The sequence below is a fragment of the Streptomyces liliifuscus genome (assembly GCF_016598615.1).
GTDB classification, from domain to species: Bacteria; Actinomycetota; Actinomycetes; order Streptomycetales; family Streptomycetaceae; genus Streptomyces; species Streptomyces liliifuscus.
On record NZ_CP066831.1, the window covers coordinates 1190315 to 1202707 of the forward strand.

At 70.2% G+C, this 12393-nt stretch carries 15 protein-coding genes; 7 read left to right on the top strand and 8 right to left on the bottom strand.

Annotation, left to right across the window (positions count from 1 at the left end; all coding sequences use genetic code 11):
• Window positions 1-10 precede the first annotated feature (10 nt).
• Complete coding sequence (locus JEQ17_RS05130) at window positions 11-184, top strand: CsbD family protein (protein ID WP_200394079.1); 174 nt, start codon at window positions 11-13, stop codon at window positions 182-184.
• Between the two features lie 85 nt (window positions 185-269).
• A complete protein-coding gene (locus JEQ17_RS05135; protein ID WP_200394080.1) occupies window positions 270-725 on the top strand; it encodes an ATP-binding protein in 456 nt (151 codons plus the stop codon).
• Window positions 726-813: 88 nt separating this feature from the next.
• On the opposite strand, the gene JEQ17_RS05140 is transcribed toward JEQ17_RS05135, so the two are convergent.
• The 3 genes from JEQ17_RS05140 to JEQ17_RS05150 all read right to left on the bottom strand — a co-directional run bounded on the left by JEQ17_RS05140 (window position 814) and on the right by JEQ17_RS05150 (window position 2934).
• Window positions 814-1173 (bottom strand): hypothetical protein, encoded by a 360-nt coding sequence (locus tag JEQ17_RS05140; RefSeq protein ID WP_200394081.1) that lies wholly within the window; start codon window positions 1171-1173, stop codon window positions 814-816.
• Between the two features lie 368 nt (window positions 1174-1541).
• Window positions 1542-1973 carry a PPOX class F420-dependent oxidoreductase gene (locus JEQ17_RS05145; protein WP_200394082.1) on the bottom strand — a complete coding sequence of 144 codons (432 nt, stop codon included), beginning with the start codon at window positions 1971-1973 and terminating at the stop codon, window positions 1542-1544.
• Window positions 1974-2034: 61 nt separating this feature from the next.
• Entirely contained in the window at window positions 2035-2934 is a 900-nt protein-coding gene (locus JEQ17_RS05150; protein ID WP_200394083.1) for an NAD(P)-dependent oxidoreductase, read from the bottom strand.
• Window positions 2935-3013: 79 nt separating this feature from the next.
• Here JEQ17_RS05150 and JEQ17_RS05155 point away from each other — a divergent pair, with 79 nt between their 5' ends.
• Together JEQ17_RS05155 and JEQ17_RS05160 are read left to right on the top strand one after the other, a co-directional pair.
• Entirely contained in the window at window positions 3014-3388 is a 375-nt protein-coding gene (locus tag JEQ17_RS05155) for a MerR family transcriptional regulator (RefSeq protein ID WP_200394084.1), read from the top strand.
• 111 nt (window positions 3389-3499) lie between these two features.
• Window positions 3500-4204, top strand: coding sequence for a GAF and ANTAR domain-containing protein (locus JEQ17_RS05160; protein WP_200394085.1), 705 nt, complete (start codon window positions 3500-3502; stop codon window positions 4202-4204).
• Between the two features lie 75 nt (window positions 4205-4279).
• Here the strand turns inward: JEQ17_RS05160 and JEQ17_RS05165 are convergent, their stop codons facing one another.
• The 3 genes from JEQ17_RS05165 to JEQ17_RS05175 all read right to left on the bottom strand — a co-directional run bounded on the left by JEQ17_RS05165 (window position 4280) and on the right by JEQ17_RS05175 (window position 8649).
• Complete coding sequence (locus JEQ17_RS05165; protein ID WP_234048076.1) at window positions 4280-5917, bottom strand: cellulase family glycosylhydrolase; 1638 nt, start codon at window positions 5915-5917, stop codon at window positions 4280-4282.
• Window positions 5918-6168: 251 nt separating this feature from the next.
• The gene (locus JEQ17_RS05170; RefSeq protein WP_200394086.1) at window positions 6169-7344 is read right to left on the bottom strand and encodes a serine hydrolase domain-containing protein; all 1176 of its coding nucleotides are present in this window, start codon (window positions 7342-7344) and stop codon (window positions 6169-6171) included.
• 255 nt (window positions 7345-7599) lie between these two features.
• Window positions 7600-8649, bottom strand: a complete 1050-nt coding sequence (locus JEQ17_RS05175) for an ArsR/SmtB family transcription factor (protein WP_200394087.1) — start codon at window positions 8647-8649, stop codon at window positions 7600-7602.
• Window positions 8650-8871: 222 nt separating this feature from the next.
• On the opposite strand from JEQ17_RS05175, the gene JEQ17_RS05180 reads away from it, so the two are divergent.
• Together JEQ17_RS05180 and JEQ17_RS05185 are read left to right on the top strand one after the other, a co-directional pair.
• Entirely contained in the window at window positions 8872-9318 is a 447-nt protein-coding gene (locus JEQ17_RS05180) for a hypothetical protein (RefSeq protein WP_234048077.1), read from the top strand.
• Between the two features lie 117 nt (window positions 9319-9435).
• Window positions 9436-10386 carry a hypothetical protein gene (locus tag JEQ17_RS05185; RefSeq protein ID WP_200394088.1) on the top strand — a complete coding sequence of 317 codons (951 nt, stop codon included), beginning with the start codon at window positions 9436-9438 and terminating at the stop codon, window positions 10384-10386.
• Window positions 10387-10403: 17 nt separating this feature from the next.
• Here JEQ17_RS05185 and JEQ17_RS05190 read toward each other — a convergent pair whose 3' ends face one another.
• Both JEQ17_RS05190 and JEQ17_RS05195 read right to left on the bottom strand, forming a co-directional pair.
• Window positions 10404-11162 carry a nuclear transport factor 2 family protein gene (locus JEQ17_RS05190; RefSeq protein WP_200394089.1) on the bottom strand — a complete coding sequence of 253 codons (759 nt, stop codon included), beginning with the start codon at window positions 11160-11162 and terminating at the stop codon, window positions 10404-10406.
• 104 nt (window positions 11163-11266) lie between these two features.
• Complete coding sequence (locus JEQ17_RS05195; protein ID WP_234048078.1) at window positions 11267-11740, bottom strand: DUF5990 family protein; 474 nt, start codon at window positions 11738-11740, stop codon at window positions 11267-11269.
• A gap of 217 nt (window positions 11741-11957) precedes the next feature.
• On the opposite strand from JEQ17_RS05195, the gene JEQ17_RS05200 reads away from it, so the two are divergent.
• Entirely contained in the window at window positions 11958-12374 is a 417-nt protein-coding gene (locus JEQ17_RS05200) for a hypothetical protein (protein ID WP_200394091.1), read from the top strand.
• Window positions 12375-12393 lie beyond the last annotated feature (19 nt).

A 12393-nucleotide genomic window follows, 5' to 3' on the forward strand; every position in this document is an offset into this window, starting at 1 on the left:
GTGATCCCCAGTGGCCAGGAACCAGAAGGCACGAGCCAAGACTGAGCAGGCCAAGGGCAAGGCCAAGGAGGTTGCGGGCCGCACGGTCGGCAACGAGCGGCTGACCGCCGAGGGCCGGGCCGAGCAGTCCAAGGGTGACGCCCGCCAGGCCAAGGAAAAGACGAAGGACATATTCCGGCACTGATGGTGATCATCAATTCCGCAGGGCCCGTCGCGCGCTGCGGCGGGCCTGCCGACTTTCAGGTCTTTTCAAGGCGAAGGAGCGAAGAATGTGCGGGGAGCACCGGACGCACCCGATCGACACGGTGACGGTCCCCGGCCGGTCTCGTTCACCGGGACCGCGCAGTCCGGCCGAGGTGCGCGAGGCGGTGAGGCACGCCTTCGAAGGCGCACGACGATCCCGCAGCCGCGACATCGTGGCCGGTGACGAGGCCGTCGGCGACGCCCTGCTCGTCGCCTCGGAGCTCACCACCAACGCGATGCTGCACGGCGGCGGCGTCACCCAGTTCGAGGTGACGCTGGACGACTGGGACGTACGCCTGTCGGTGAGCGACCGCAGCGAGGAACTGCCGACATCGGCACAGCACATCGACGAGCGGGGCTTCATGCGGGTCGGGGGCCACGGCTGGCCGATCGTCTGCCATCTCGCCCGCGACATCACGATCTCGGAGCTCGACGCCGGAGGAAAGCGCATCACTGCCGTCGTGCCGCTCTCGCCCCGGTAGGGGCCGGGCGACACCCTCCCGAGGGGCACCGCCTTCCTGCTTCAGCATTCGGCCGTCTGGAGCTGCGATGCGGCGAGAGTCCCTCGGTTCACGCCGTGAGTGCCTGGCGGGTCGCCTGCCGGGTCTGACGTGGTGTACCTGCCGCGGGCGGGGCGCCCGGCAGCACGGGCCGCACGGGGTACGTGGTCTTCGCCGGGTCCACGACCGGGTCCCCCAGCACGATCCGGCCCGCCGCCTGCAGCGCGTCGCACTCGTCGGTGGGCAGGGCCACATGGCAGACGCCGAGCCCGACACCGGAACTGAGGGGTTGCCAGTAGCCGTACCGCCGACGGCCGTTGGCGTGCACGGTCAGCCAGACGGGAACTCGCTGCACCGTGATGAGACGCAGCACCTCGGCACCGCCGGGGCCGAGCGGAGCGGGTGTGCGCGGGACGGCTCGGAGCTTCATCAGCGGTCTCCGTCCAGGGTGCGCGGCACGGCTCGGCGGTGGGGGGTGGGCGTCATGTACGGGCGGCCTTTCGTCGAACGGGTGCGATCACATCGCCGGGACGATGATGTTCTCGCTGCTCCGCATTGTTGCGGAGGGCACTGACAACACGGCCGGAGCGGCTCCGGAGAACTCTCCGGAGCCGCTCGTCCGGCCCCTCGTCACCGACGGGTGTCCCGGTTACGGGATACCACTCCTCGGTTTCAGGCCCGCGCCCCTCGGTTTCAAGCCCCGCGCGTCACGGTGGGGGACGGGGTCCGACTGCGAGGCCGTTCCGGCGGTGGGTGAACCGCCCGAGCCCGCTCCGGGCGGCGCCCGCCGTGGCGCCTTCAGCGGATCCTGGCGCCGTACACGTGGGTGACCGTCATCGTCATGAGCACTCTACGGTCGGTCACCATCACCGACCGGTATTCGTCCCAGTCAGGGTGCTCACCGGAGGCGCGCCGGTAGTAGTCCACCAGCGCCTCGACCTCCGGACCGTGCGGGTCGGTTCCCGGCCCGGTGAGGGTCACCGTGCCCTCGGCTGTCGCCCATGACCAGCCGTCGGGGCCGGTGACCTCCAGTGCCGCTCGCGGGTCCCTGCGCAGGTTCGCCGTCTTGGCGCGTCCCTCGGTCATCGAGACGTGGAGAACATCGGCCTCCCGGTCGTAGAAGGGCATGACGGGCGACAGCTGGGGGCGGCCGTCCGACTTGATCGTCGCGAGAACGCCGAGTCGGCTCTCCGCGAGCAGTGTGCGTGGGTCGAATGGTGTGGCGGTCATGTCCAGGGCCAAGTCACGACCGCGGGCCGGCTATTCCCGGCGGGGCGGAGCAGGCGGTCGGTCACGGCCGCGCTCCCGAGGGCCTGCGGAACTGCTCGATCATCGCCGCGTAGCCGTCACCGCCGCGTCCGTCGGCCACGGCCCGGTCGGCCAGGGCCTGGATGAACCTGGGCAGTTCGGCGTTGACCCCGAGGGACTCGCTCTCGCGGGCGAGGTGTTCCATCGCGGCCCGGTGGGTGTCGAGGGTGGCGTCGAGGGCCGGGTAGCTGCCCTCGTCGATCTGCTGCGCGTAGCCGGGCAGCCAGTCGGTCACGATCCCGATCCCCTGCCTCACCAGCGGGACCAGCCCCGCGGGGTCCACTCCTGCCGCCCCGAGCAGCGCGGCTCCCTGGAGGAATCCGTTCAGGATGCCCCACATCACGCCCAGCACCGCCATGTCGTGCAGCGCCGACAGGCCGTGGTCTTCACCCAGGTACGTCGTTGCCGCGGCCAGGCTCCGCAGGGTGGGCTCGTGAAGGTCGAAGGCCGGCCTGGGCCCGCTGTAGACGAGGATGGCGTCCGCCGTGCCGATGCCCGGAGCGGCTGCCAGGATCACGCCGTCGAGGTAGGCGCTGCCGTGCCGCGCCGCCCACTCGGCCGTCTCGCGGGCCTGCGCCGAGGTGCCCGAGGTCAGGTTCACCAGGACCCGGCCGTCGAGGGCTTCGCCCACCGGATCGAGGAGCTTGTGCACGGCGTCGTAGTCCGTGAGGCAGACGACCACGAGCTCGCCGGCCGCGACGGCGTCGCCGATCGAGTCCGCGAGGGTCGCGCCCCGCGCGACCAGTGGTTCGGCCTTCGCAGCCGTGCGGTTCCACACGGTCGTGGGGTGCCCGTCGCGCAGGAACGCTCCGGCCAGTGCCTGGCCCATCAGTCCCAGTCCGATGACCGTCACGGGCGTGCGGTCGGCATTGTGCTGTGTCATGTGTTCCCCCTGGGTGAGTCGGTGGTCATGGCAGAATCGTCAACGTTCACACCGGTATGAAGGTCAAGGGGGAATCGGCGTGCTGATCGGGGAGTTGAGCCGGCGGACCGGGGTCCGCACTCATCAGCTGCGTTATTACGAGGCCCAGGGGCTGCTGGAGCCCGGCCGCGGCACCAGCGGCTACCGCGAGTATCCGGACGACGCCGTCCTGACCGTGGCCCAGATCAGGAGGCTGCTCGAGGCCGGACTGTCGACCGAGGAGATCGGGTACCTGCAGCCCTGCGTCACGGGCACGGCCCCCGATCTCGAACCCTGTCCGGAGCTCCTGGACACCCTCCGGGCGCGCCTGCGGGGGCTGGACGAACACATCGACACGCTCACTCGCACCCGCCAGGTCCTCCACGACTACATCGACGCCACCGAGCGGCGTGTGGCGCAGGAGTCCCAGGCGTGATCGCGCTCCGCCGGACAGGTCGGGCCCGCGCCACGCGGTGCGGACGCCCGGGTGGCAAGATGGCCCCCAGCGGAGCGGCGAGGGCGCTTCGACCACATAAGCGGGTGACACATGGCGGATGAGCCGGCCGAGGTCTGGGAGCGGTTCGCCGTCGCTCTGGCGGAGATGGCGCGGGATCTGCTGGCCCAGGACTCGGCGCAGGACACCCTGGACCGCATCGTGGAGCACGCGACGGTTCTGATCAACGGATGCGACCACGCCGGCATCCTCACTGTGCGGCGGGGTGAGGTGCACGCACTGGCGGCGACGAGTGATCTCGTGCGCCGCGCGGACCGGATCCAGCAGGATCTGCGGGAGGGCCCCTGCTTCGACGCCGTGACCGACCGCCAGCAGGTCTACACCATCCAGGACCTGCGCGAACCCCACGCCCGCTGGCCCCGCTTCGCCCCTGAGCTGAACAAGCTGGGCATGGGAAGCGCGATGGGCTTTCTCCTCTTCACCGAGGACGACGATCTCGGCGCCCTCAACGTGTACTCCCGACAGCCGGGCACCTTCGACGAGGCCGCTCAGCGTGCCGGCTGGATCCTCGCCTCGCACGCGGCCGTGGCCTTCTCCGCGGCCCGTACGCATCAGCAGCTCGGCCACGCCCTGGAGACCCGGCACGAGATCGGCGAGGCCATGGGCATCCTCATGGAGCGCCACGGACTGACCGAGGACACGGCCTTCAAAGTACTCAAGAAGGCGTCTCAGGACCGCAACATAAAACTGCGCGAGATCGCCCGCCTCATCTGCGAGACCGGCGAGAAGCCGGGCTGACAGCCCTCGGCCGGGAACGGGCCTGCCGGACCGTCAGCTCTGCCGGCGGCCCCCACCGGCAGAGCTGACGACGGATCAAGTGGTGGCGCAGGTAGTGCCGTTGAGCCTGAACGCGGTCGGAGCGGTGTTGGTGGCGCCCTTGCTGCCGGTGAAGCCGACGGTGACCGAGCCGGCGGCGGGGATGGTGGCGGTGTAGGAGGCGGGGGTGACGCTCACCGCGCCGCCGCTCTGGGTGGGGGTCCCGCCCCACATGTTGGTGACGGTCTGGCCGTTGGCGAAGGCGAAGGTGAGTGTCCAGCCGCTGATGGCGGTGGTGCCCGTGTTGCGGATGGTCATCTCCCCCTGGAAGCCGCCCGGCCACTCGCCGACGACGCGGTAACCGACCGAGCAGCCCACACCGGGCGTGCCGCCGCCCTCGTCGGTGGTGACGTTCACCGTGGCCGAGCGGCCCGAGCGGTTCCCGGCCGCGTCACGGGCGTACACGGCGAAGGTGTACGTCGTGTCGGCGGTCAGGCCCGTCAGGGCGACGGTGTTGGTGGTGGAGGCGGCGACCGTGGTCTCGGAGCCGCCGCTGACGCGGACGACGTCGTAGCCGGTGACGCCGACGTTGTCGGTGGCAGCGGTCCAGTTGAGGGTGAGGGAGGTGGCCGTCACCGCGGAGGCGGTCGGGGTTCCGGGCGTGGTCGGGGCCTGGGTGTCCCCCGGGTTGCCGCCGCCGAAGACGGTCGCTTCCCGGGAGGTCTGGGCGATGCCGTTTGCGCCGTTGAAGATGCGCTGGCCCCAGGAGCTGAGCCGGTTGGGATCGAAGCCGATCGACAGGTCGAGGATCGGGTCGGTGTTGCCGCTCCATGACCAGGCCAGATAGCCGAGCCCGAGCTGCTGGGCCGTCGCCATCATGGTGTTCTCGTCCGGGTCGCCCCACTGGTCGGGCGGTCCGCCGAACTCACCGATGAGGATGGGGAGTCCGGCGTTGACAAAGGCGTTCAGGTAGTCGGTGATCTCCTGGGCGGTGTCGTAGACGCTGTACATGTGGATCGAGAAGATCAGGTTGCCGGTGGTGTCGGCGTCGTACACGGACTGGGCGTTGGCTCGCATGACGCCTTGCCAGTCCTGGCCCCAGTTGGGCGCGTCCACCATGATCGTGTGCTCGAATCCGGCGTTGCGCAGCTTCTTGATCGCGGCGATCGTGGGGTCGGTCCAGCCGGCCGGGTTGGTGTTGCCCCAGGGCTCGTTGCCGATGTTGACGATGACGTAGTTCTCTTCACCGACGAGTACGTCCTTGAGGCCGATCCAGTAGTCGGCCGCCTGGTCGAGCGTGCCGGCCGCGGCGTCCTCTCCGTATCCGGTGGTGTCGTGCACCTCCAGGACGCAGATGAGCCGGTTGGCCTTGCACTGGGCGACGACGGCTGCGACGTCGGCGGCGCTGTTCCTGGTCCAGCGGTGACCGTTGGAGAGGACGACGCGGACGGTGTTGGCGCCGAGCGCCTTCACGTCGGCCAGCGACCGCGTCTCGCCCGGGTACCAGGTGTGGGCGTGGTTGACGCCGCGCATGATGAAGTCGTTGCCATTGCCCTCGACCAGGCGGCCGTCGCTGATATGGAGGCCGGTGGCGAGGGCGCCGGGCGACTGGGCGTGGGCCGTCGCCGGGCCCAGGACGCCGAGAGCCACGAGCCCGAGGAGGGTGACCAGTCGGGTCAGGAAGGCGGCGGCCACGCGGCTCGCTCGTTTCGCGCTGGTCGCCGTGCGTTTTGTCGCGCTTTTGGTCGCGCTTTTGGTCGTGCTGCTTGTCGTGCTTCTTGTCGTGCGCCGTGTGGTGCTTCTTGTTGTTCTCACTGCGACTCCAGGGAGTGAGCGCCAAGAAACCTGAGCATCAGAAGAAACGTGGGAGCGCTCCCATAGAGGCACTGCAACAGGAACATGTCAATACATCGCGCATGGGGGCCGGTGAGGCCCCCCTCCGGCGGTCACCTCATGCGCTGCAGCGCGCACACGGCCGATTCCTCCATCGCGCGGACCTTCCGCAGCAGGTCAGGGGCCATCGTCTGGTTCACCTGAGTGGTGAGCGAGACGGTGAGGGAGCGTCGGCCGTCCGGTGTCGCGGCCAGCAGCTGGGTGTATCCGGGGGTGTTCCCGGTATGCCCGAGCACCACGCCACACCGGGTGGCGTAGCGGAAGATGCCGAGCCCCGCCTTGTTGCGGCCCGGGCCGGCCGGTTCGGAGGCGCCGTCCACCCATCGGCGCTGTGCGCTCAGCGCGGCCGGGGAGGTCAGGGCGCCGCTCGCGTAGCCGCGGATGAAGCCGTTCATGTCGTGCGGTGTGGAGATGATCCCGCCCGAGGCCCACACTCCGGAGGCGCCGATCAACTCGCTGACGTCCAGCGGCGGTACCTCGCTGACGTCATAGCCGTGCATGAAGGGCCGCACCATCTCGTATCCCTGCGGGAGGCTGGTGTCGTGCAGGCCCAGGGGCCGGTAGACGATCTTGCGGAGCAGTGTCTCGTAGCGTTCGCCGGTCACCGCTTCGGCCATGAGGGCGACGGCGATGTTGTCCGAGTTCGAGTAGCGGTACTGGGAGCCGGGGCGGAACAGCAGACGCTTGTCACGGACGAAGTGGAGCAGGCGCCGCGAGTCGAAGTGGCGTCGGGGGTCGGCAGCGAGCAGGCGCAGGAACTCAGGATCCCGGCTGTAGTCCGGCAGACCGCTGGTGTGCTGGAGCAGCTGTCGCAGCTTCACCTTGGCCCAGGCCCGGGGCAGCTGTGGCAGTCGTGCCCCGATGGTGTCGTCCAGGTCCAGCGCGCCGTGCTGGACGAGACGCAGGGCCACCGCGCCGCTGTAGGCCTTGCTCGCGCTGGCGATCCGGGTGTGGTCGCGGGGTCCGATCGGGCGGCCGGTCGCCAGGTCGGCGACTCCGGCGCGCAGCACACGACGTTTGTCGCCGCTCTGCAGGAGGACCACCACTCCTGGCGGGCCACCCGGAGCGGCGACCAGTTGGTCGACCTGTCGCTGCAGTTGGTCCGGATGGTCGCGAGAACCGTCGCCGGGAGCGGCGGCGGCCGTGGGGAGCGTTCCGCCGCCGATGGAGGCGGCGGCCAGCACGGTGACCAGGCACAGGCGCAGACGAGGGTGGTGCTGAAGCGGCATCTTCATTCCCGGGCAGACGGGGCAGGACACGCTCAGCATCGGGTCGTGTGCGACTCACCGCTCGCGCACCTGCTCCAAACAGCCGATCAGGGCGCCGCGACAGCCTCGGCGGAGGACCGGCGAGTACGAGCACGCCGTACGGGCAGTCGTCGTACCACCAGGCGCCGACAGCCAGTCGCCGGGCGGGGCTCCATGCGTCGGCCTCCGACGCCTCTGTCCGCCGCCGCCTCTCTCCCCCCTAACAGCCCAAGCTGCTCATCTGATCGACCGTGCAAGCGCTCCAGCCGCGCCGTCCGCGTCGTCCTGCTCTGTGGCGTCGACCGGCCGTGCCGCCCGGCCGTCCAGGAGTTCCGTGCCCAGCGGCGTGAGGGTGTGCCTCATGGTGTTGCGGACGCGCAGGCTGTGAATCAGGCCCGCGTCGCGCAGCACGGTCGCGTGTTCGCTGACCGACGCGGGTGAGATGGCCAGCCGGCGGGCGATCTCGTTGCCGGTCGCGTTCTCCACCTCCGCGATCGTGGCGAGGGTCGCCGCCCGGGTGCGGCCGAGGAGCCGGTCGAGTGCGCTCGCTCTCCCCACTGCACCGCCGGGCCGCAAGGAGTCGATGCCGCGGTTCACGGGATACACGAGCACCGGGGCGAGGGAGCCGTCGCGCAGCGCGATGGGCCTCCCCCGGCAGAAGTACGAGGGCACGAGCCGCAGTCCGCGCCCCTGGAGGTGGACGTCCCGGTCCTCGGGATAGGACACCTGCAGGACCGGCGCACGCCATTGCACCGTGGGGTGCAGCCCGCTCAGCAGCCGGTCGGTCCCGCCGGCCAGGAACGCCTTGGCACGCAAAGCCCGTTCGGCGTCCACCGAGGAGCTGATCTGTGTCCAGTACGGGTGCAGCGCCTGCCGGTGATACCGGCGCAGGGCCGTGCCCAGACCACGTCTCGCCGCGGGCAGGCCCGAGGCGAGCGCGGTCGCCCAGGAGGGCAGTCTGCGCTGCTGCCCGAGGGTCGCCACATCCGTCCGCAGGCGAAGGCGCGAGGTGGACAGGATCGTGTCGACGGCTGCCTCGGGGTCGGTGGTCCCCTCGGACGGTGTCAGGAAGTCGGGCGAGTACCCGCGCGGCGGAACGAGATGAAGCAGCGGCCGTGCGGCCGTGTCCAGCGACGTCCGGACGTGCGTGCGCCATCGACGCAACTCGACATCGATGTCGGGACCACCGAGCACATGAAGGCTGAGCAGGGCCTCCCAGGCAGGATCCGGCCCGGTCGCCAGACGGATCCGGCCGAGGTCCTCCGCGCTGAAATGGATACGCAGCATCAGCTTCCCCCCGAAAGGCTGCTACCCCAGACGCCCCACTCTTGCCGATGAACGCAGGACGCGATAGCTCCGATTTCGCCAGCCCTGGTCTTTCGGCGTCGGCCGAAACTGTTCCTGTGCGTTCCCGGAACCGGCCTAGCTTCAGGGCCAGGTACCACGGGGGAACGGCGACGGAGGCCGCCGACGGTTTCCGTCGCCGCCCGTAGGCAAACGGAGGACTTCGTGACAACTGCACGTCGAATGGTCGGTTCGCTCGCGGTCGCGGCAGCTCTCGTCGCCGGAACCACCGTCCTGGCGACCGCCCCGGCATCCGCCCAGGCCGACGCTTCCGCGCCCGCCCAGGCCCAGCGCGCCGACTGGGACGGCAACATCTACCTCTACTACAGCGCGTCCAGCAACAGCTCCTGGAGCAAGTACGCGGGCTGGGTCAGCGACTTCGCCGGGCACACCTTCGCCGCAGGGGGTGAAGGCAGCGGCCAGCGCGTGAAGAACAACGTGAACCGCGCCTGGAACAACGACGCGAGTTATGCCGCGCGGATCTACTACAACGAGAACTACAACGCGAGCGGCAGCGCTCCCTACGACGACTTCTACCCGGGCAACTCCCGGCAGCTCAACAGCGGTGTACGGAACAACAACGCCTCGATGAGCTGGTGGTACGTCGGCTGACATCAGGCTCGGGCCCGTCCGACAGCTTCCGGACGGGCCCTTCCTGTACGAGCCCTTCCGGTACGAGGCCTTCGTACCGGCCTTTCGTACGGCCGCGCACACAAGAGGGGACATCACATGCGGGCGCGAACCAGGCAGCGCACACTGCGGATCGGGGCCGCGGTCGCCCTGTGCGCCGCCCTCGCGGGCTGTGCGGAGGGACAGGCCGCCGAGCCGGGGCCGACGGCATCCGGTCCGCCTCCCGTGACCGGTGTGCCGACGATGCTCGGCGTCGGATCACTGGTCCTGCCCATCGAGCCCTACCTGTTCACCGACCGGCAGGTCGCCCGGCTGTTCCGGGCGCGGGCGGTGCTCACCGCGGTCTGCATGGAGCGTTTCGGCCACCGCTGGCCCGTCCCCACCGAAACCGCACCCGACACCGGCACGCTGAATCCGGCCAACACCGCCCACCGGTACGGGATCACGGATGCCCGGCTCGCCGCCCGGTACGGATACCACCCGGCACCCGGCACGGCACCGAGCCGCGCCAAGGAGAAGAGCACGGGACCCAAGCCCGGGCCCGAGGAGATGCTCCTCCTGACGGGCCTCCGCGACGACGGCACCCCGGCGGCCGAGGACGAACGCGGGCGCGCCGTTCCGGCGGGCGGCTGCCAGGGCGAGGCCACGGCGGCCCTGTCGGGCGACCCCGAGAAGATCGGCAACCGGGAGCTCGTCGGCGCCATCAACATCGGCAGCTACGGCGACTCGCAGAAGGATCCACGGGTGGTGGAGGTCTTCCGCGCCTGGTCGCGCTGTATGAAGCGACACGGCCACCAGTACGCCGATCCGACCCGGGCGCCGGGCAAGGCCCCCGAGTTCACGGGTCCGAAGGCCACCCGAGCCGAGATCGCCCTGGCCGGCACGGACGTACGGTGCAAACGCGAGACGAACGTCATCGGCGTCTGGTCCTCGGTCGACGCGGCCTACCAGCGGCGGGCGATGGACGCGAAGACCCGGGAACTCGCCGCGGTCAAGCAGGACATCCGCAGGCAGGTGACCAACGCGGACCGGGTGCTGAGGACCGACTGAGGAAGCTCGACCGGTCCTCATCCGGCTGCGGAGGCCCCCGTAACTCCCGCGTCCGTGATACCCGCGTCGAAGGGAACGGACGTGTGCTGGTGGACGATCTGCCAGCGGTCGCCCGCCGCACGGTAACCGGTGGTCACCCGCGCCGTGGTGTCCAGCGAACCACCGCCGACCAGCGTGGCGCGCATCCGTACGAGCGCGTGGCTGAACGCGATGCTCTCGTCGACCCGTACGCGGAATTCGAGCACCTCGCGCTCCACCGGCCCTGCCAGCGTGGAGAACCACATCTCCTCGGCCTTGCGCAGGGCCTCGATCCCGCGTTGTTCCAGACCGCTCACGGGGTGGAAGACCTCGACGTCCGGCGCGTAGCAGGCCATGGCCCGGTCGAAGTCCCGCTCGCGGCCGGCGGCGGTCAGTTCCGCGTCCAGGCGGCGGATCTCCTCCTCGGCGTTCCCGTCCTCCCAGAACGCGCGCACCTCCATGGCCCCGAAGCTCGCGACGGGGTGCTTCGCCGCCACCTCGACGGCCTCCTCCAGGCTGTCGCACTCAAGGATGTCGAACCCGGCGACGTACTCCTTCGTCTCCGCGAACGGCCCGTCGGTGCGCAGCACTTCGCCGTCGCGCACCCGCACGGTGACCGCCTCGGCGGGCAGCCGCAGGCGGTGGCCGTGCAGCCGTACGCCGCGCTGGACGCCGTGCTCCTCGACCCAGGGTTCGACGGGGGCCGCGCCGGAGGTGTCGGCGGTGTCGTCCCCGCAGACCAGCAGCATGTACTTCATGTTTCCTCCAGGTATTGGAGAGGCCCTTGTGAGCCCCTGCACCCCACCGACGAACAGCGGTGCGCCGAATCGACACTCCGCAAGGATCTTCTGTGTGCGGGCGATCAGGCGGCCTCGGCCGGTTCGGCGGTCCATGCGATGCGCGGGGGTTCGACCCGGGCGCACAGGGGGCCGCCCTGTTCGTCGGTCAGGCCGAGGCGGGCCACCAGGAGGCCGTCGCGGGCGGCCGCGGCGAGTACCTCTTCCGGGACGACGTCGAGCATGAGCTTGGCGCGGCGGAACATGCTGAAGACGCCGGACTCGTCGACCGTGCCCCAGGACAGGTAGACGAACCGGCGGCCCAGCCGGTCCTGCACGTAGGGGCCCTTGATGTCGGTGCCGGTCGGTGAGGTGACCGCGGTGCACTCCAGGGTCCAGGTCGCCGACTTGGCGTCGCCCGGGTGCGGTTCGAGAAGTTCGGCCGGTCGGTCACGGCGTTGGACGGCGACATGGATGTTGTCGTACGCCGGGACGTTCCCGTCGGCGGGGGCGGGCGCGGTACGACCTGGCAGGTCGACGGCGTCGATTCGGATGCGCATACCTGCCATCATCGCGTTGCCGTCCAGGGCCGGGTCAGCCCCTCCGGCGTTTGAGGAGCGGGGGTTCGGGGGCCGGCCCCCGAAAAGGGACGGGAATGGGTAGGGGCGGAGGGGGCGAAAGATGTGCGTTGAAAACCCCTGGCTGGTGGCACACTCTTGGCGAACTGCCTCGACCGGCAGGTACAGAAGCCGGGCAGGCGCAGAACAGGGAGGCGGAATGCAGCAGCCGGAGGACAGGCTTCTGGCGGAAGCCCTCGGCAGTATCAATCCCGGTGGGAAGTTCGCCTCCCGGTTCATGAGGAACGACGTCGGCGAGTCCGACCGTGAGCTGCCGCTGGACTTCGACACCACCCTCGAACGCGTCCGCACGTTGCTCTTCGGCATGGCTCGCGGTGCGCATCCGGTGGTCCTCGAAGCGACGACGGACCAAGTGACCCTGCGGGTGCTCACCGGCGGCGGAGCCCTCTCCATGAACCCGGTGGTGATCACCGTGGACGTGACCCGCGCGGGCGAGTGGGCCACCGGGATCCATGTGCGGGCCGTCGCGAAGGAGGGCCTGATCAAGCAGCGGGCCGGCCGGAAGACGGCCGAGAACGTCGTGGCGCTGCTGGAGGGAACCGACCCGCGCCCCTGAGCCGTACGCACCGGTGCGC